The sequence below is a fragment of the Microcoleus sp. Pol12B4 genome, from assembly GCF_036701385.1.
Classification (GTDB): Bacteria; Cyanobacteriota; Cyanobacteriia; order Cyanobacteriales; family Microcoleaceae; genus Microcoleus.
The window spans coordinates 1-18,742 of the sequence record NZ_JAUBQR010000071.1; the positions used below are offsets into that span (position 1 = coordinate 1).

The 18,742-nt window shown below is 43.7% G+C and carries 17 protein-coding genes; 9 read left to right on the forward strand and 8 right to left on the reverse strand.

Annotation, left to right across the window (positions count from 1 at the left end):
• The 3 genes from QUA38_RS12225 to QUA38_RS12235 form a co-directional block, all read right to left on the reverse strand.
• The coding region (locus QUA38_RS12225) for a two-partner secretion domain-containing protein (protein WP_333162084.1) at positions 1-1,769 on the reverse strand (1,769 nt) is incomplete at its 3' end.
• Positions 1,770-2,596: 827 nt separating this feature from the next.
• Entirely contained in the window at positions 2,597-4,351 is a 1,755-nt protein-coding gene (locus QUA38_RS12230) for a DUF3352 domain-containing protein (protein WP_333162086.1), read from the reverse strand.
• A 292-nt stretch (positions 4,352-4,643) separates the two neighbouring features.
• Complete coding sequence (locus QUA38_RS12235; RefSeq protein ID WP_333162088.1) at positions 4,644-5,735, reverse strand: hypothetical protein; 1,092 nt, start codon at positions 5,733-5,735, stop codon at positions 4,644-4,646.
• Between the two features lie 25 nt (positions 5,736-5,760).
• On the opposite strand from QUA38_RS12235, the gene QUA38_RS12240 reads away from it, so the two are divergent.
• The 4 genes from QUA38_RS12240 (at position 5,761) to QUA38_RS12255 (ending at position 9,913) form a co-directional block, all read left to right on the forward strand.
• The gene (locus QUA38_RS12240; protein WP_333162090.1) at positions 5,761-5,967 is read left to right on the forward strand and encodes a hypothetical protein; all 207 of its coding nucleotides are present in this window, start codon (positions 5,761-5,763) and stop codon (positions 5,965-5,967) included.
• Between the two features lie 31 nt (positions 5,968-5,998).
• Entirely contained in the window at positions 5,999-7,237 is a 1,239-nt protein-coding gene (locus tag QUA38_RS12245) for an LL-diaminopimelate aminotransferase (RefSeq protein ID WP_333162092.1), read from the forward strand.
• A 206-nt stretch (positions 7,238-7,443) separates the two neighbouring features.
• Entirely contained in the window at positions 7,444-8,961 is a 1,518-nt protein-coding gene (locus tag QUA38_RS12250; protein WP_333162094.1) for an AAA family ATPase, read from the forward strand.
• The gene (locus QUA38_RS12255; protein WP_333162096.1) at positions 8,951-9,913 is read left to right on the forward strand and encodes a hypothetical protein; all 963 of its coding nucleotides are present in this window, start codon (positions 8,951-8,953) and stop codon (positions 9,911-9,913) included. Before QUA38_RS12250 ends, QUA38_RS12255 begins: the two co-directional genes overlap by 11 nt.
• 31 nt (positions 9,914-9,944) lie before the next feature.
• Here the strand turns inward: QUA38_RS12255 and QUA38_RS12260 are convergent, their stop codons facing one another.
• Positions 9,945-10,187 (reverse strand): helix-turn-helix domain-containing protein, encoded by a 243-nt coding sequence (locus QUA38_RS12260; RefSeq protein WP_190745066.1) that lies wholly within the window; start codon positions 10,185-10,187, stop codon positions 9,945-9,947.
• Positions 10,188-10,402: 215 nt separating this feature from the next.
• On the opposite strand from QUA38_RS12260, the gene QUA38_RS12265 reads away from it, so the two are divergent.
• On the forward strand, positions 10,403-10,666 hold the full coding sequence (locus QUA38_RS12265) for a hypothetical protein (protein WP_172186722.1): 264 nt from the start codon (positions 10,403-10,405) through the stop codon (positions 10,664-10,666).
• A gap of 166 nt (positions 10,667-10,832) precedes the next feature.
• The gene (locus tag QUA38_RS12270) at positions 10,833-11,474 is read left to right on the forward strand and encodes a Uma2 family endonuclease (protein WP_333162098.1); all 642 of its coding nucleotides are present in this window, start codon (positions 10,833-10,835) and stop codon (positions 11,472-11,474) included.
• Between the two features lie 44 nt (positions 11,475-11,518).
• Here QUA38_RS12270 and cofH read toward each other — a convergent pair whose 3' ends face one another.
• A complete protein-coding gene (cofH, locus tag QUA38_RS12275; RefSeq protein WP_333162100.1) occupies positions 11,519-12,664 on the reverse strand; it encodes a 7,8-didemethyl-8-hydroxy-5-deazariboflavin synthase subunit CofH in 1,146 nt (381 codons plus the stop codon).
• 140 nt (positions 12,665-12,804) lie between these two features.
• On the opposite strand from cofH, the gene QUA38_RS12280 reads away from it, so the two are divergent.
• The 3 genes from QUA38_RS12280 (at position 12,805) to QUA38_RS12290 (ending at position 17,286) form a co-directional block, all read left to right on the forward strand.
• Positions 12,805-14,022, forward strand: a complete 1,218-nt coding sequence (locus QUA38_RS12280) for a glycosyltransferase (RefSeq protein ID WP_333162116.1) — start codon at positions 12,805-12,807, stop codon at positions 14,020-14,022.
• 95 nt (positions 14,023-14,117) lie between these two features.
• Positions 14,118-15,899: a glycosyltransferase family 39 protein gene (locus QUA38_RS12285; protein ID WP_333162102.1), complete on the forward strand. Its 1,782-nt coding sequence runs from the start codon at positions 14,118-14,120 to the stop codon at positions 15,897-15,899.
• Between the two features lie 320 nt (positions 15,900-16,219).
• A protein-coding gene (locus QUA38_RS12290) for an ISKra4 family transposase (protein ID WP_333162118.1) occupies positions 16,220-17,286 on the forward strand; the annotation gives its coding sequence in 2 pieces (ribosomal slippage) (positions 16,220-16,391 and positions 16,391-17,286; 1,068 coding nt in all).
• Here the strand turns inward: QUA38_RS12290 and QUA38_RS12295 are convergent.
• From QUA38_RS12295 to QUA38_RS12305, 3 genes are all read right to left on the reverse strand, one after another.
• Positions 17,271-17,579: an HNH endonuclease signature motif containing protein gene (locus QUA38_RS12295; RefSeq protein WP_333162119.1), complete on the reverse strand. Its 309-nt coding sequence runs from the start codon at positions 17,577-17,579 to the stop codon at positions 17,271-17,273. The two genes, QUA38_RS12290 and QUA38_RS12295, sit on opposite strands and share 16 nt — an antisense overlap.
• A 116-nt stretch (positions 17,580-17,695) precedes the next feature.
• The gene (locus QUA38_RS12300) at positions 17,696-17,968 is read right to left on the reverse strand and encodes a hypothetical protein (protein ID WP_333162104.1); all 273 of its coding nucleotides are present in this window, start codon (positions 17,966-17,968) and stop codon (positions 17,696-17,698) included.
• A gap of 46 nt (positions 17,969-18,014) precedes the next feature.
• Positions 18,015-18,620 carry a DUF3318 domain-containing protein gene (locus tag QUA38_RS12305; RefSeq protein ID WP_333162106.1) on the reverse strand — a complete coding sequence of 202 codons (606 nt, stop codon included), beginning with the start codon at positions 18,618-18,620 and terminating at the stop codon, positions 18,015-18,017.
• Positions 18,621-18,742: the final 122 nt, after the last annotated feature.

Sequence of the window (18,742 nt, forward strand, 5' to 3'; positions counted from 1 at the left end):
GCTGGTGTTGGTGCTGGTGTTGGTGCTGGTGTTGGTGCTGGTGTTGGTGCTGGTGTTGGTGCTGGTGTTGGTGCTGGTGTTGGTGCTGGCGATACTGAAGAAGCCGTAATGTTAATTTGGGTCGGCTGTACTATCTGAGGGTCGGGGCTGAAATAACTTCCCTGTATAATCACATTTTCCTTCTTTGGACCCCCAGTGGCAATGCTGCCAGCAGTACCGTTGAGTTTGTTATAGTCGGGCCCGACGCTGAAAAGAGTGTTCGAGGCTTCGCCACCGTGGCGAATGGTGATATCTCCACCATTGGCGCTACCAGTCGTGGATGCAGAAATGCTGCAAGCTTGCGACAAGCAGTTGTTATCGTTTGTGAAAGTGCCTGTAGCTCGGAAATTACCGCCGGCTGTAATGTCAATCTCTCCTCCGCCTGTTCGGCCTTCGGTGTTGATATGGGTTACTTCGATATCGTTGCGGGCGTTGAGAGTGACTGCGCCTCCTTGTTTTTCTTCGGAGTTGGCGTCTATGAACCCTGTTTGAATGCTGCTTGAGGGTGCTGCAATACTAACGTCTCCGGCGTTGCTGGTTTTGTCGATCGACCCTGCGTTGATATTGCCTGTTTCTACTTTTCCTGTACGGCTGGTGACGGTGATGTTGCCGCCTGCGGTGGTGTCGGAGTGGGAGTCGAGCTCCCCAGTGCTAATGTCGCCACTAGCTTCTAGGGCGATCGGGCCACCTTGGGAAGTTGTCAGGTTTCCGCTGACTCCAATGCTGTTGGCTGCTTGAATGTCGATCGCCCCAGCGTTTGCATCTTTTAGTGCAACGTCCCCCGCCGCTACGGCTCGGTTAGAAGCCGTGAGTACCACTTCACCGCTGGCATTGATGCTGATGCCTGTGGCGTTTGTTTCACCAATGCCTGTGAGCAGTTCGGACAAGGATGCGATCGGCAATGCCGAAGCTGTCCTGGATGTTTCTGTGCTGCTGGTCGCTGAGGGCGGCTCGATTTCCAAACTCAGCAAATTGCCTCGTTGGCTGATGCGCACTAAATTTGTCCCGGAGACTGATGCTACAGTAATTTGACCGCCTGGGGCCGAAACGCTGCCGGTGCTGACAACTGTGCCGCCGAGCAAGGTTAAGTTCTGCCCTGACTTGACTGCTAAGTCTGCCGTGCTGATAATTGCCCCTGCCTGATCGGCCCCAAAAGAAAAGGAATTGGGCGCACCTGTCAGAGATGTGTAAGTGCTACTACCGACAGCGTTAAACGAGTTAGAACCAAATCCAATAGCGGTGGCGGTGGTTGCTGTGAAAGAAGCCGGCACGTTTAAGCTGGCACTGTTGCCAAATATGATGCCGGATGGATTCATCAGAAACAAGTTAGAATTGCCGCCGGTTACTTGAATTAAGCCGTTAATAATCGAGGGGTTGCCGCCGCCTATGCCCGCTAAAATGTTGCGAATGTTGGGGTTTGATATAAAGTTAGCAATCTGATTTTCCGACAAGCCGAATTCTTTAAAGCTGTGGAAAAGATTTTGTTGATCGCTCGATAATTGTCCGCCTTCAATATCGAAGCGAGTTGGCTGCCCAGGAGTTCCGTTTTGGGCTGCCGGAGTGACTGTTGTGCCCGTTGCCTCCGCGGCTGGAACAATTGTTTGACCTTCGGCTTTTGCTTGCAAAAAGTAAAGATTTATTAAGATAATTGGCAGAGAAACTGCCAGTTTGCTTATTCTTTTTTGGGACAGCAATTTAGCCTTTATTTGAAGATTTTCGGCAGTTTTCATAGGTTTTTAATGGTAAAGTATAGACAGATAAATTAGGTAAATAAACCTAGTTTATCTGAAAATTTGGGTTAAAGACTGTATATTTATGAAGCTACCGGGTTTCGGACTGCAAGTGCGTTCCAGACTCACTTTCCCGACTCACTGAGGAAAATTTCCCTCTGCATTTGCAATTCCCCGAGCGTATCTTCTCCAGAATTTAAATATAACTCACAATGCCTAGAATCTGTATCTTCCCGATGACATATAAAAAAAACTGGCTTTCCTAGACGCACTCCGACCCCTAGAACCAGTTTTTTTTACATTAGTGAGAGTTTGAAGGAAGTATGGCGGTTTAAAAAATCGGCTTCTGCGCCCAGAACTGACCGGGAAAAATCCACGTAAAAAATTTTTCCTTTCGTTTTATAAAGAACAAAAAAAGCCGGCTCTACAATTGCCGACCCTTAAAATTCTGACAAAAATAAGAAGTCCTGGACGCAACGGGTACATAAAGTGTAGGGTGCGTCATAAATGGTCGATTTGCTTCTTCATTCCTGGACGCAGAAACCGAGTTTTTTTTACGAAAACACTTAGTTGCAGTCCAAGGCTTAAAAAACTCGGTTTCTTTGGTAGTCCTGGACCCAAGCCTGCATAGAAACCGGGTTTGTTAACTAAAATAATTAGTTGCAGCCTCCAGAAACGATAAAAAATCCCGGTTTCTTTAGTCTTTATGCGTAAGTCCTGTCCTTGCTTCTTGCTTTTTGCTTCTGGCGGCTGCCTTTCGGTTTTAATCTGTCGCCCTGTTGCTGTTTAATGGGGGGCCCAGGCGGATTTTTTGAATGATTTAAGAGTTAGTTGGGAGAAGTTTGGACAGTGGGAGAGGGACTGGGAGAAGCAGGGCGCGGTGAAGCAGGGCGCGGTGAAGGATTTGCAGAAGGAGTGGATTGGGTGGATTTTTTAAGACCGACAAAAGCATCATAACGGGTGGTACGATCGCCAATGACGGCCGCTGTAACGCCGATCGACCGCGTGGCATCAATCCACATTTTTTGGCTGGGAGGAAACTCCGGCAAAGCTAGGTTTTTCGGGTTAAACGCACTCTCGGTGTCGATGAAGAAATTGCCGTTGTGGGGTTTAAGTTCCGATCGGACAGTTTTCTGGAACAGTTCGCTGCTTAAAAGCGGACTTTTCGGTGCCGGAACGATTGTATCAACCACTGGAGCTCCTACTGTCATAAACGCTACATCGTTCATCCAGCCGCGAGTTACCGTAATCCCTCCAAACGGCGATGTCCATTTTGTCGCAGGTTTGCCGCCGACTTGAATTTCCTCAACTCTAAACCCTTTCATTTTCATCGTTTCATCAAGCTGTTTCAGGGATTTGTCGGCAGCGCCGCGGTTATTTGTTTCCACCATAAATACAAATCCGGCAGCAAATTTGTCTTTGGGATTCTGCGCGGGGGCTGGTATTAATGATATAGAAAATTCTCCCGCCATCCAGTTCATCAAGTCTTTATCTAAATCCATGCCCGTAGTGGATTTTAAACCTGTGCGTAAAACTTGGGGATTAATCGGGGAAATCGGGTTTGCCTCGGCTCCCAATACGTAGTCTTGCCACAAACGCTGCAAGTTGCCGCCGGATACCATCATTATTGTATTGCTTGGCAGGCGGTTAGCCATTTTTAGAGCATTGTTTTCTACTGCTATCCTTCTGCTAGAATCTGGTTTTAGCCAAGAGACTGATTTGAATCCAATTCCTTCTGCCTCCAGCGTCGCTGTGGTGGCAAATCCCTGATTTTGTTGCAGTTTTTCCAGGTTTTCTGGCGAAATTTCACGGGCGGAGTTGGCGGCGGCATAGGCGGCGGCAACGGGCATATTGACGTAGATTTGACCGAAGGCGCCCGGACTTTTTATTTTGTCTATGGCGTCTGCATAGCCAGGGGTTTTTGCTAGGGAAGGTTCGCCTTTGTAGGTGTCGATTATTCTGTCTGTAGCGCTAGAATCTGTGGTGACTGCTAGATAGCTTGTGCCGAGTACCGCGACTGAGAAATTGCGATCGGGTACGCCTTGAGTTTCTGTGACTTGGATGCCTTTATAATTACGCTCAACTATTTTTCCTTGGCTGAGAGGCCTGGGTTTTGTTAATAATTCTTTGGCTTTGATCGGGTTGGCAATTGGCAGGATAATTGCCACTGACTGTTGAATTGGCGGAGATGGGGGCGCGTTGGGTGCTGGCGGGGGGGCTGGTATAGCTATTTTGTTGCGCAGAAAAGCCACCATTGCTGTGTTACCCACCCAGGGTTGAATGTCTTGCTGGTAGGCGTAGCCGTTGCTTGTGAGGAGACGATCGCGCATTTCGCTTAAAAACCTCTCAAACGAAGCTTTTGACTCCGGCGTGCCAAACTCTCGCAGTCTATTCCACTGCGATTCATCGGTGCTGAGGGATAGGGCCATCATCGTATCTTGCGGGACAACCGTTGCCCCCGCCGGCAAATCTTTGGCGGGCCCACGGGAAATGACGAGGTAGTAGGTGACAAAGCCTAAACCGATCAGAAGTGTGGCGGCTCCGATCGTAAACAGCAGGGAAGATTTATCTTTCTTAAACATTATTCGTAAGGTTCTGGTGCTCGCAACATGATAGATTATTTTCTTGGCTCATGTAACAGATACATTAGCAGATACACTTAACCGGGCAAATCTAGGAAAGTTGACTGTTGACTGTTGAGTTTTGACTGTTGGCTGTTGACTGTGAGCCGAAAAACAGAAAATTGTGCTTATATTTGCTGGCAGATTGAAGGAGAATTTAGCAGAACGATGCTACCGGATTTGATATAAGTCCGTGTAAGGAAACCCCACACAAAAAATGTGGCTAGACTTTTGTGAAATTGTATTAACTGAATCAGTTTCTGGCCTTAAAGTCTTTAAAGATAGTTTGAAACGAGTACATCAGTCGGTGGACATCGTTTGTGGCTCTAGGAAAAATGTTGAGTTCCCATTTTTTGCGAGCAGTAGTTAGCAGTTTCGCTATGGGTTGGGAGTAACTGTTAGAAATGAAATAGCTGCCGCCTTCGTAGCGAATGTCTGACGCTAAGCCGATAAAAGCACCAGCCATTTCTAGTTTTAGTTCCGAGGTGCTGTGTTCCGATTTCACTGCTAAAATTACCTGCGAGTGCCGGGGTTCGCGGTTGAGCAAGCGGCAGATATTGGCTTCTTTTTGGTACAAAATTAAAACGTTGCAGTTGTGCAAAACTCCGGCTCTACCTTGGACTTTTACTCCTAGGTGAACTTCCAGAGCTGGTTTGTCGGGAAATTCCACAACAGCATGAGTGTATGGATGTGCAGTGCCGTGGATTTTTCCCGCCGTTTTTCTAAATGTTAAATATTTCGGTGTTTCGTCGTCTAAAACATTGTTGTAATAAATAGTACCGCCTTCATTAGCAACTGCTTTTAGCAGAATAGTGAAGAGGTAAGTATCAAAAATTCTGGATTGTTCTGCCGCTGTGTTAAAATCAGGATCGATCGAGCTTTTTAATTTGCTTTTAATCTCGGAATTGATGGCGTAGTTGCTGGGCCCGGAGGGCAGTTTTTCCAGCAAGTGCTTGAGGGCGATCGCCTGTTTGTGACGAGGGGCTGTGACGCTGGAAGTAAACTCGATTGTTTTGGCAGTTTCTGCACCTGAATTCGCAAACGTAATTTTTGTGCCGAGGGGAGAGGTTTCTGATTCTACTTTCAAGAAATAAGCAATTTCGTCTTCCATTTCGGAAGTGTTCACAGTCGCTTGCTCGACAGCATCAATTAATAGCAAAAGTTGTTCTTTTGCTGTATAATCTTCTATCTTGAGCAGAGGTGTTTTTCTTTTGAGCGATCGCTCTTCTATTACTTTGCCTATCTCTACAGTATCGGCTACTTGTTGAACTACCCAACCTAAATTAAACTCATTCAGAATTGCCGCCAGTTCCTGATAGAGTTTGGCGTACTCGATCTCGTCCATAATTGTTTCTGCGCTGCACACTATTTTGATTATACAAGCAGATTTGATTTTTTGGTCAATGGCTGTTGAGCAACTACGCAGATTGCCTGTAATGGCGGATTGGCGGAGTGTTCGAGTGTTCGAGTGGGGAAAATCTTTGTCTTGGCTGAACATCCATCCGTTACATCCGTTAAATCCCGTACATTGCTGGTTGCCGAACTTGCTGCTGCTTGAGAGAGACAATTGGGAGTAAGCTATTCTACGACATTTGTAGCGATCGAACTATGGCAACTATCAACGACAACTACCTCAAACTCAAAGCCGGCTACCTGTTTCCCGAAATTGGGCGCAGGGTGAAAGCCTTTGCAGAGGCGAATCCCGAAGCGCCCATCATTCGGCTGGGGATTGGCGACGTGACGGAACCGCTACCGGCTGCTTGTCGGGAGGCGATGGTGAAGGCGGTGGAAGACATGGGCTCGCGGGATAGCTTTAAAGGATACGGCCCGGAACAAGGTTATGAGTGGCTGCGGGAGAAAATTGCCGAGCACGATTTCAAGTCGCGGGGATGCGATGTTGATGCTTCGGAAATCTTTATTTCTGATGGTTCTAAATGCGATTGCGGCAATATTCTCGATATCTTTGGCAACAATAATACGATCGCAGTTACCGATCCAGTTTATCCGGTGTATGTAGACACTAACGTGATGGCTGGACACACGGGAGATGCGAACGAAAATGGCGAATACGGCGGCTTAGTTTACCTGCCAATTACAGCGGAAAACAATTTTACTGCGGAAATTCCCACCGACAAAAAAGTCGATTTAATTTACTTGTGTTTTCCGAATAACCCGACGGGGGCAACTGCAACTAAGGAACACTTGCAAGCTTGGGTAAATTATGCTAAAGCTAACGGTTCGATTATTTTCTTCGATGCGGCTTACGAAGCGTATATTACCGATCCGAGTTTACCGCATTCTATCTACGAAATTGAAGGGGCGCGGGATTGTGCGATCGAATTTCGTTCTTTTTCCAAAAATGCTGGTTTTACGGGTACTCGCTGTGCGCTAACAGTTGTACCAAAGACTTTGACTGGAAAAGCAGCAGATGGTTCCGATGTCGAAATTTGGAAGCTGTGGAACCGCCGCCAATCTACTAAGTTTAACGGCGTTTCTTACATCGTGCAGCGCGGTGCAGAGGCGGTTTATTCTGAGGCAGGCAAGGCACAGATTCAGGCATTAGTCAATTTTTACATGGAAAATGCTGCGATTATTCGCGAGAAATTGACAGCGGCGGGAATCGAGGTTTTTGGTGGCGAAAATGCACCTTATGTGTGGGTGAAAACGCCTCACGGTTTGTCGAGTTGGGATTTCTTTCAGAAGTTGCTGGAAACTTGCAATGTGGTGGGAACTCCGGGTTCTGGTTTTGGTGCGGCGGGTGAGGGTTATTTCCGCATTTCGGCGTTCAATAGTCGGGAGAATGTGGAAGAAGCGATGAGACGAATTGTGGAGAAGTTTAAGGTTTAATCTCATCTCCTGCTTAAACGGAAAGGCCGCCAGGGCATGAATTCCCTGGCGGACTGCCGGACTCAGCGAAAAAGCATTAATTTAATATGTTGTGGAACAGGCCGGAAAGCCTGTTCATGAAAATAGTAAAAGATATGAGTTATAATCTAAAATGATTGTGGCTCAGCCTTTCAATAAAAAATGCAAGCTAACACCAGGAGTTTATTATGCACTTGCTACGAGTTCAAGTTCCTGATTTTCGCGGTTTAAAGGACATTGACATCACTTTTGAAAAAGATTTTTTTCCTACTATTTTTCCGCTGGGTAGTCAAAATGGTGGCGGTAAAAGTACGCTGTTGCAGTTAATTTTTGTATTGCTGCACTGTTCTGTGGATGACGAGAAAAAAACATTTTTACAAAACTTTCTTCAAGGATTTAAAGTGGCTGATGGAGAAGATAAAAAAAACTTAGCAATTATTGATATTTGGAATGGAGAAAAAATAGTTCAAATTATTTTTTTTGCCTGCAAGAATTCTTTTCTCAAAAAGTCCGCGTCTTTAAATATTAAAATCAAAAATACAGAAGATATCACTTTTTATCCTGTAACACAATTTAAAGGAATGGAAAAGCAAATTGCCGATTTAGAAGCAGTAAATAAGAGCTTAACACTGAGTAGTCATCGATTAGATACAATCAAAAACATTGAAGACAGTGAACAAAGGTTTGACACGGCTAAAAAAGAATTTATGTGGATTCAACAATTGGTATCAAATTCAAGAGTTTCAGCATTAATATCTGTTGTCAACTCCAAAAAAAATGTATCTATTAAAGAAATTGAAAGGTTTCAAGACGAAATAAAATACAGACTACAAGAAGTTGAAAATAATCTAAATAATTTGAAAAGTACCTATGGAAGCTGTGAGGAAGTTTGGGAAAAGATCATTGAACATTTAACAGAAAAAAATATGACATATATATGTAACTATTCAAGTGCAAAAAATTCAAATGATCAGCAAAATGAAGCTTTACTCTGTAATTTAAGTAATATAGATAGGAAAGAAACCAACGATTTTTTAAACAGACTTTCAGAGAAAATATTTTTAGCAGCTCCCTCCACACAAGTTTTTCTATTCCTAGATAGATCTGCTAGAGAACTATTATTTAAAAGTCATAGTCAGACAAATGAGCATTATTTCGATAAAATTAAAAAATCAAAATCTCAATTAAAAGGATTTTTTACTTATGACTTCCTGGATGTAGATTTACTCATTGAAGCCTTTAAAGCTGCTATAGATAAAGATATTAAAGAAGCTAGAGAAACAGGTAAATATGGTAACAGCTATCAAACCTTAGTAAATGAATTAAGCTTTTTATTAAGCTGTAAAACAATAAATATTGACAAAGACCTTTCGGGAGTAAATTTAAAATTAGAGAAAAATGGTGAAACTATAGAACTATATCCAGAAGATTTAAGTCACGGCGAACTAAAAAGACTCAGCATTTATCTATGGCTCAAGTTCCGCAACATAGAAGATGCTATTGTTTTGATGGATGAAATTGAAATAGCTTTTCATCCAGATTGGCAATATCAAATTATATCAGACCTCAAAGAGTGGACTCCCAGCAATCAATATATTCTAGCAACTCACTCCTACGCATTGTGTGAAGCTTTGACACCAGCTCACGTTAAAGAAATCGAGCCAAAACTGCTCAAACAAAAATCTAATATTACAAATGAGTCTTAATCCAGAACAGCTAAAACAACATTGTGAGGCAATTCTTCAATCTCGCAGAATTAACAACAGAATTGTGGTGCTATGCGAAGGCCCTATTTCCGATATCGAGGGTAGGCGATCACCTCAAGCTTATAAAAAAATGGAGGAAATGCCGGATGCCAACTTTTATAAGGCTTGCGTTCCGAGATGGTGGAGAGAAAAGCTGCCACAATTTTTCAACTGTGGCGATCGCGCAAGTGTAATAAATACTTATTTGAAGCTTTTAAAATTACACCAACAGGATACCCGTAACTCGTATTTAGAGCCCGATCGACTTTTTGCAATGATAGATTTGGACTTGCACCTGCAAAAGATTGATGATTACCCTTTTCCCGATACAGAAGCAATTTTTTGCGATCTTTACGAAAAATCGGAGGTGCGATCGCAAAATGCAAAACGGCACCGGATATGGATTACAGGTTTAATTCATAAAGAAGCATATTTTCTTACACCTGAGCTTCAATCAATATTTGATGATTATCCTCATCCTCCGATGTATCAGGATAATCCTCTTGAACTGAATAGTATTTATATGGATATGGCTGATAAAATTAGTAGCGATCCAGACTTGAAGAATAACCTTAACATACAGAGATCGCTCCAGCGCATAAATCATTGTTTAAATTGTACAGATTTAGATAAATTACAAGATTCATGGAAAACTGAGTTTAAAAATACGTCTGATGAAACACGGAAGCATCAGTTAATTAGGGCTTTGCTCACAATTAAAAAAGTTAAGAATGAGAAACAACCTGAGCATGATTATTGGGAAAAAATTAAGCCACCCGCTAACTGGAGTGGGAATGAGAAAGTATTTAGAGAGCAACTCTCGTTAGAAATTGGGAGATTTTATTCAGAGCAAAATAGTGATGTTAAGTCTCATATTCCTTTTTTTTTCAAAACATTGTATGAGTTCGTTTAAATAAAACGCCTCAATTATAATATTCCATTTTCTATCCATCAGCATCGCTAGGAAAACCAAATTGGTCTGGTAATTCAGCCGAGGTAATTTGCAGAATCTCTAGCAACTTCTTGTATTGAACAGGCGTTAGCTTCGGTACCGATCGCCCAGCTTCCCAGTTGCTTACCGTCGCTTCCGTAACGCCAAGTGCTTCTGCTAGCTGCTTTTGAGTCATAAACCGCTGAACTCTCAGTCGCATTAGGGGCGATCGATCGGCTCTTTCTGAGGTTTCCATAGGCTATTTGTTAAGTTCTATTAATTTATTTGGATTTTGCCTAAAATCATTGACACTTACCCTAAATTAATTTAGACTTAAGCTAATAGAGATTAGACAGCACCAGCTAAGCCACTTGTGCTGTAGGGGAATTGCTGTCTTTTCTTCAACTTGTTATTGTACGCGGTTTTACCGTTACAAAGCATCAAACCTATCCAAAATTATTCGTCAAAGCTATGTTGCAAGATTCATCATCGAACCAAACATCGCCGAATGTTTTAACCAACCAAACCTTTGAGGGCGATCGCGAAGCAGTCCGTCACGTCATCATCGGTTCGCCGCTGGGGGTACGGCGAACTATCCACCAACTGCACGCATTGCGCTACGAGGAAGCTGTTCGTTGGACTCATCCGATCGCCATTCCCGACAATCGCATCATTATTACACCCGACCAGGGAGAAATCATGAGTCTGTTAGTCAAATTAATCCGGCTGCAATGAAGTCATAAATGTGCGATCGCTCTTTCTAGAATTGAGTCAAAAGTGCGATCGCGAATCTCTTCTCGTTGCCCGTGGTAAACTCAACAGATATATCCAAAAACTCTTGTGGGGTAGGCATCCTGCCTGCCCTGGGTACAACCTTAACAACTAGCTCGCAATTCAGCTTATGATTGTTATCACTCCCGTCCTCAAACCTGTTAGCCAGATCGAGCTTGCTCCCGGCAGTGTCGTAACTATTCCCAATATAACTTGGCTGGAATTTGAGTCAATTTTGGAGGAGTTGGGAGAAAAGCGATCGGCACGAGTTGCTTACAGCAAAGAGACTTTAGAAATTATGGTTCCTTTACCAGAACACGAAATTCCCAGAGATTTAATCTCTGATATTGTCAAAATTTTACTTAAGTCGGCGGGCATAAGATACCAACCATTCGGTTCTACTACTTTCAAACGGGAAGGTGCAGCAGGAGTTGAACCTGATGCTTGCTTTTACATTCTAAATTATCAACGGATGATCGGCCGCCGCCGACTGCAACCCGACGCTCCGCCGCCGGATTTAGCAATTGAGACGGATGTAACTTCTAAAACTACTATAGATGCCTATAAAATTATTGGAGTTCCAGAAGTGTGGGTTTATGACAGCGGCAGACTTCGCATCTATTTGCTGCAAGATGGAGAGTATGTAGAATCGGATATTAGTCCGAATTTTCCAGAAATCGCGATCGCCCAACTGATTCCGGCTACAGTGGAACGTGCTTGGCAGGTTGGAAATTTGCAAGCGCTAGAAGAATTTGAAAGTGCGATCGGCTAAACTCCTAGGATGCGTTACGCACTTCGCACTTTGCATCCAAAAAATCACACACTTACTGCCCAATTGTCAACCCCTAAAGGTCGATAAATTGTATCTCTTTGCTGATAACTCCGCCCCAAAGAACTAATCGCATTTTGCAAATCTTCGACAGATTGACAACTGCCACCAACCGCACCGGCCATCGTTGTAATATGCTCTTCCATCAATGTACCGCCGATGTCGTTGCAGCCCCATTTCAGCGCTTCTGTAGCTCCATCTAAACCTAGTTTTACCCAACTCGGCTGGTGATTGGAAATCAAATTTCCCAAGAAGATTCTCGATACAGCCGTGAGTAACAAGGTCTCTGCTAAAACTGGTTGGTCGCGGCCGACTCGACTCCGCAAAGGAGCCGGTGCTTCCTGTCCGACAAATGGTAGTAAAATAAATTCTGTAATGCGTGCCCCATAGTTTTGGTCGATCGCAGTTTGTTGGAGCGATCGTACTTTTTCTAAATGCAAAACCTGCTGTTGGGGCGTCTCAATATGCCCGCAAAGCATCGTACTCGTTGTCGGCAAACCCAGACGGTGAGCAGTTCCCACAATTTCCAGCCAAGTTGCCGAATTTAGTTTTTCCGGGCAAATCACCCGTCGCACAGAATCGTCGAGAACTTCCGCCGCCGTTCCCGGCATCGAACCGACTCCCGCATCCTGCAAAGCCGAAATTACATAGCTGAAACTAAGATTATCTCCTCTGGCAATAAATTCTATTTCTTGGGGCGAAAAAGCGTGCAAATGCAACTGAGGAAACTTATCCTTAATAGTTTTCACCAATTGCAGATAATAAGGTAAAAATGCGCCGTTCAGCTTAGCTTGAAGATTTAAGCCCCCCTGCATACAAATTTCCGTCGCACCCCGCTGCACTGCATCAGTTGCCTTTTCCTGAATTTGAGCTGCATCTAACCAAAAAGCGCCCTCATCTCCCTCGTCGCGGCGAAATGCACAGAAACTGCAATGCTGCTCGCAAATGTTAGTAAAATTAATATTTCGATTGATAACGTAGGTGACAGTATCCCCTGATTGTCGGCGGCGGAGCAAGTCAGCGGTTGTTTGAATAGAAGCTCGCGCGTCTGGATCTCTTTGCTGCAAAAGTACCAATGCCTCTGCAGAAGAAATGTTATAACCTTGTAAAGCTCGATCGAGAATTGCATCCACAGTTTTTTTGTTAGCTAAGCTACAGAATTGCTGCCTAGAATTAAGGCGTTTTTATATTTTAACGAATCAACTATAGAGGAACGATTTTCTAAAATCTCAAGTCTTACAAAACCATCCTTTATTTTATGGACACTGAAATGATGGGCATCAACCAAGTAAATCAGCTATTGCCAGTGCCGTCTGGGCCTTTGGAAATTCCTGCTGTAGAGACTTTCAATTCAAATTTTACAGACGCAGGCACACCGCCAATTTATTTTTCCCTGGTCATTCCCACCTACAACGAGTGCAAGAATGTCAAGAGTATTGTGGAAAAATTGAGCCACTTGCTCGATGGCAGTATTCCCGGCAACTACGAATTAATTGTGGTCGATGACGACAGCCCCGATCGCACCTGGGAAGTCGCCCTGTCCCTGACACCGGAATATCCGCAATTGCGGGTAATGCGCCGAGAAGAGGAGCGAGGACTTTCCACAGCGGTAATTCGCGGGTGGCAAGCCGCTCGGGGCGAGGTTTTGGGCGTCATCGATGCCGACTTGCAGCATCCCCCGGAGACGCTATTGCAGCTTTTAGCAGAAATTCAGCGGGGAGCCGATTTAGCTGCTGCGAGCCGCCACGTTGCCGACGGCGGGGTGAGCGACTGGAGCGTTGTCAGGCGATTTTTATCGCGGGGCGCTCAAACTGTGGGGTTGGTGATCCTGCCGGGAGTCGTGGGCCGAGTTTCCGATCCGATGAGCGGCTATTTTATGGTGCGTCGCACTTGCATTGCGGGCAAAACCATGAATCCGGCAGGCTACAAAATATTGATTGAAGTGCTCGGCAGGGGGGACATCCGCTGGATTGGAGAAGTTGGTTACGTGTTTCAGGAACGGCAAGAAGGCGAGAGCAAAGTTACTTGGAAACAGTATATTGAGTATTTGCGACATTTGCTTCGGTTGCGGTTTTCCCGCTGGCCGATGGGCAAGTTTCTGCGGTTTGGCCTGGTGGGTTTCAGCGGCGTGTTTGTGAATATGGGGGTTTTGTACGTGCTGCGGGATATCCTCAATTGGGAGCTGACTCGCAGTCTGATCGTTGCTGCTGAATTGGCAATTATCAGTAACTTTTTGTGGAATGATTTGTGGACTTTTGGCGATATTTCTAAGCGGCAGCCAGGAAAGCGCCAGCGATTGAAACGGCTGTTGAAATTTAATACGATTTGCTTGATGGGTTTGATTTTGAATGTGCTGCTGGTTAATTTGCTGTTTAATGTTTTTGGGATGAATGAATATTTGGCTAATTTAATTGCGATCGCGGCTGTGACTCTGTGGAACTTCTGGATTAATATGAAGTTGAGCTGGCGGGTAACGGAAGTAGATAGGTAATTGGTAATTAGTAATTGATCATTGATAAAATGACTGACGGCTAATGACTAATCACTAATGGCTCTTCTTCCCTATGCATTTGAATGACTGAATTAATGATAAAGAACAAACAACTGTTGTTGCTATTGCTGTGGACGGCGATCGCTTTTATTTTGCGCTTTGCCAATTTGGACTCGAAACCGCTGTGGACGGACGAGTTTTCGACTATAGTTTTTAGTTTGGGCAACAGTTTTCGAGGGGTGCCGCTCGATCGCGCGATCGACCTTTCTACATTATTACAACCGCTACAATTGCGCCCCAATGCTGGCATTGCAGATGTTCTCAACCATTTGCTGCTAGAAAGCAACCATCCACCAGTGTATTTTATGTTCGCCCACTGGTGGATGCGACTGTTTGGGCCGACCGAGGATAGTTTAGTTTGGATTGGGCGAGCTCTTCCTGCATTATTGGGCGTAATTTCAGTTCCCGCTATCTACTTTTTGGGCAAATTTGCTTTTAGTTCTCGTTTAGTCGGTCAATGTGCGGCCGCGATGATAGCAGTTTCTCCCTACGGCATTTATCTCGCTCAAGAAGCTCGCCATTACACTTTAGGAATCTTATTAGTTATTGCCTCTCTTTTTTGCCTCGCCTTAGCTGCAAAAAAGCTGCAACAGCGCGCTCCTCTGCCTATTTGGGCTGTGCTGCTTTGGGTAGTTGTTAACTGTTTGGGAATTGCGGTTCACTACTTTTTTGCACTAACTTTGTGTGCCGAAGCAATAGCATTAATTGCGGTAATCTGGCAGCAGTTAAATGGAAAGTTGCCAATTGACAACAGCCAGCGGCCTAATATTTGGCAATTTCAAATCCTGTGGCGGCTTTTCGCAGTAGCGATGGGCACTTTAGCTGGCGGTTTAGTTTGGCTGCCGGTATTTTTGTCAAATAAATACGGCAACGAACTAACTAATTGGATTGTCAGCGGCGATCGCACATTTTTAAATGTGATTAATCCGATTTTTCAAGCTTTAGCTGGATGGATCACTGTGATGTCTCTGCTGCCCGTTGAATCGCCAAATTTGGCAGTAGTAGTTGCATCGGCGATCGCAATGACAATATTTTTGATATTGGTGCTTCCGATCATGTTTAGCGCTTTTCAAAATTCCTTAACAACAACCGATACTCGTTTAGGTACTGTTATTTTCGGCGGATTTGTGCTAGGAGCAATTTTTCTATTTTTCAGCTTTGCATATATTCTAGGGATTGACCTAACTCGCGGCGCTCGATACAATTTCGTCTACTTTCCGGGAGTAATATTGCTTTTAGGAGCAACCTTGGCGGTTATTTTTAACACACCTACAACAAAAAGTCAATGGTTTAATTTACCTGCTGTGGAAATTGCTGGCAAAAAAGCAGTCATGCTAATTTTAGTAATGGGTTTTTTTAGCGGTGTCACAGTAAATTCCAATCTCGGCTACCGCAAATATTACAAACCCGACCTTTTAATTCCGGTTATCCGCGAATTCTCGAAAGTTCCCGTCCTAATTGCCACTACTCAAAAGACTCATGTAGAAATAGGAGAGTTGATGGGGATAGGGTGGGAATGGGAAAGAAGTTCGGCAATGGATTTTGTAGCGGGTGTAACGGATGTTAGGAAGAAAGAAGAAGTTAAAGCCTTTGATTCTCCGCTGTTTCTTTTGGCTAACCAGAGAAAGGATGGGGCGGAAATAGTGGCAGGGACACTTGACAAAACGCTCAGTCAATTAGAACGTCCGCTTGATTTGTGGCTGGTTAATTTTCGCGCACCTGTCAATCTAGAACCACAAAAATGTCAGCTTGAATCGCGCGAGTTGCCTGCGGTGGATGGGTATGAATATCAAGTTTATCACTGTTCTAGGTCATAGGTAGGTCTTAGGGGATGGCTCGGTCGATCGCACTTTCGATTAAAATAATTAAAATAAGTGCGTTAGCGAAGATTTCCGCAGGAATCGATCTTTCATTGCAGTACAAATTTTGCCGCAGAGGTAGCTCCTCAAAGTTTGAGTCACTCTCAGTATGCTCAACTTTCTGATTGAATTAAATCGCCTGCAGGTGGATGTCATTTGATAGCTTTGTCAGCGGTCAGAATATTAATGACTCGGGTGCATCTCACTTTTGCAAATATATGAAAAAGGGCTAAAATGAAAAAGCTAGTAAAAATGTGAAAAAAGATGAGGTAAAAAAAATGACACCCGAAGACCAACAACGCCTAAAAGCACACTTAAAAGGGGTAGCATCCATTCTTTACAGAAATACAGATTCAACCGAACTTTTAAATTTTGAAACTATCGAAAATTCTCTACGTCAAAAAATGTTAAAAGAAGTTGGGCCCGAACTAGGTAGGTTTTTTTTTCAAAAGTATCAGGAATTAAAACCGGAAGACAGCGAACCGTAAAATCATTAGTCGGATTGCTGAATATTACAGACAATCAGGCGAAATATTTCGGGCTAAAACCTTATAGTCAACTCAGTCCAATGATGGAAAAGTGCGCTCTGATAATCAGCGCCAACGAGTCTTATCAAAAAGGAGAAAAAGATTTAGAAACATTCACAGGAATCCCAGTTTCTCATAGTACCTTACAGAGATTAGTTCATAGCCAAGAATTTGAATTGCCTACATCTAAACAAGGAGTCCAACAAATTACCTTAGATGGAGGTAAAGTCAGGCTACGCAACGAAAACAAGGGTGAGCCATGTTATTGGAAAGATTATAAAGCCGTGTGTTTAGATAATGTTTATTGCGGAGCATTATTTCAAAATAATCAAGATTTAATTGATTGGAGTAATAGCCAAAAATTGCTACATCCTATATATTGTATAGGGGATGGTCATCCCGGAATTTGGAACTTGTTTCAAGAAATTGGAGTGACTGAACAAAGACAAGAAATCTTAGATTGGTATCATCTGAAAGAAAATTTGTACAAAGCCGGGGGTTCATTGAAACGATTAAAACAAGCCGAAACTCTGTTATGGTTCGGTCAAGTTAATGAAGTTATCAATTTATTTAAAGAGTTGAAAAGAAAAGGATTTAAAACCTTTTGCAATTATTTAGAGTTCCATCGCAACCGAATAGTTAACTACCGATACTATAAAGAAGAATCTTTAAGTTCTATCGGTTCTGGAACAGTGGAATCAACGATTAAACGGATTGGACTAAGGGTGAAATTATCGGGAGCGCAGTGGAATATCGAGAGTGTTTCCTCTATCCTTTCTCTTCGCTGTGCTTATCTCAATGGTCAACTTTCTACTTGATGTATCTGCAAAAGTGAGATGCACCCAATGACTCTCTCTCTATTTAAGACTAATGCTGTAAATGTAGCTCGTCCAATTGGAGTCAAACCAACTATTGATAATCCATCCGCAGACCAAATAAAATGTTCGCGACAACTATCTTGTCTGGGGTTAAACAACGGTACTTCTACGTCTGACTGAGCATCTATCGCTCTAGTTTTATCAGATTTCTTGCGGTTGCAGTGAAAGCAAGCTAATGCTAAATTTTCAATATCGTTAGTCCCTTTTTTAGTTAGGGGAATGATGTGTTCGATAGTAAACTCTACGTACTGCTATTGTTCGGAGGCATGACAATATTCGCACAGACAGTTTGCTCTCTGACGAACTTGATTTTGGATATTTTCTGGGATTTGACGGCGAGCCGACATTTCTACACAGTAGCCTGAATCTGGCCCAAGAAAAGATTGCGGACAGTCCGATTGACAAAACTGAGGTAACCGTCGATTTCTTCGTAAAGATTGAGTTCTTGTTCTTCGTCAGAATTTAGAGGCAAAGTTTGTTGTTTGTCTAACAGTTCTTGGATGGGATTTTTGACAGCGGTGGAGGCTCTAAAAATTGGTATGCCTTCCACTAACTCAATTCGGACAGCTCCTTCTATAGGTAGAGTATCGCGCAGGTTTTGCAGTTTTGGCAGGACTAGCATAGTTGTGGATTTTATGGGTTTCCGTCTTGATTATATCTAGGTTTTTTCACTCTTGTCTCACACTATCGGGCACGCCCACCGCCGAAATACCCGATATCGCCCTTAAATTCTGACACCGAATCAATTCGTTAAAATCCAAACTGCGCCCTTCAATTTGCGCCACAGCCTCGATCGCCCCAAGCAAATGTCCGGCCGCTTCCGCTTCGTTGTAACCACGCCTTCCCGCTACTCTAATCGCCCCCTCGTCAGCATCTAACTCTACTTGGGAACTGCGGTTGTCTCGCCAAATTCGAGTCATGGCGAGTCCTGTCAAACCGCCCGCGATCGCAGTGCCGATCGCATCTCCCTGCAACAATTCTACAACAGTCCCGACAATTCCCGCCAAAGCAGCACCTTGATAAATATCCGGTTTAAACCACTTAAAATTGCACAGAAAACTTACATTCCGCAATAGCAGTAAATCCCGCTGCGGCTTAGATAGCAGCCGCCACAAATCAAAATTAATATAAATCGGGCGAGATTGATTCCAAGGCAAAGGAAAATCGCAGTCAATTACCGTTGATTGTTGTGGCTTATTAATAATTTTACACGTCATGCGGCCGGAGGCTGGCATCACATCTAACAGGCGGCGAATTTCTGGATCTGGATTCATAATTTTTGGTAATTAGTAATTAGTAATTACATCTGTAGAAAAAACAATAATATCTATCAGGAGCTTATAGGGGCTGGTTTTACAGACAATAATTGCCTAAAACCTACAATCTCCTAAACCCG

What these genes read in the sequence shown, in the direction of transcription:
- QUA38_RS12280 (WP_333162116.1), top strand. Translation starts at nt 12,805, where the DNA reads ATGGGCATCAACCAAGTAAATCAGCTATTGCCAGTGCCGTCTGGGCCT.
- QUA38_RS12235 (WP_333162088.1), bottom strand. Translation starts at nt 5,735, where the DNA reads ATGGACGAGATCGAGTACGCCAAACTCTATCAGGAACTGGCGGCAATT.
- QUA38_RS12230 (WP_333162086.1), bottom strand. Translation starts at nt 4,351, where the DNA reads ATGTTTAAGAAAGATAAATCTTCCCTGCTGTTTACGATCGGAGCCGCC.
- QUA38_RS12265 (WP_172186722.1), top strand. Translation starts at nt 10,403, where the DNA reads ATGTTGCAAGATTCATCATCGAACCAAACATCGCCGAATGTTTTAACC.
- QUA38_RS12300 (WP_333162104.1), bottom strand. Translation starts at nt 17,968, where the DNA reads ATGCTAGTCCTGCCAAAACTGCAAAACCTGCGCGATACTCTACCTATA.
- QUA38_RS12260 (WP_190745066.1), bottom strand. Translation starts at nt 10,187, where the DNA reads ATGGAAACCTCAGAAAGAGCCGATCGATCGCCCCTAATGCGACTGAGA.
- QUA38_RS12305 (WP_333162106.1), bottom strand. Translation starts at nt 18,620, where the DNA reads ATGAATCCAGATCCAGAAATTCGCCGCCTGTTAGATGTGATGCCAGCC.
- QUA38_RS12270 (WP_333162098.1), top strand. Translation starts at nt 10,833, where the DNA reads ATGATTGTTATCACTCCCGTCCTCAAACCTGTTAGCCAGATCGAGCTT.
- QUA38_RS12245 (WP_333162092.1), top strand. Translation starts at nt 5,999, where the DNA reads ATGGCAACTATCAACGACAACTACCTCAAACTCAAAGCCGGCTACCTG.
- QUA38_RS12250 (WP_333162094.1), top strand. Translation starts at nt 7,444, where the DNA reads ATGCACTTGCTACGAGTTCAAGTTCCTGATTTTCGCGGTTTAAAGGAC.
- QUA38_RS12285 (WP_333162102.1), top strand. Translation starts at nt 14,118, where the DNA reads ATGATAAAGAACAAACAACTGTTGTTGCTATTGCTGTGGACGGCGATC.
- QUA38_RS12255 (WP_333162096.1), top strand. Translation starts at nt 8,951, where the DNA reads ATGAGTCTTAATCCAGAACAGCTAAAACAACATTGTGAGGCAATTCTT.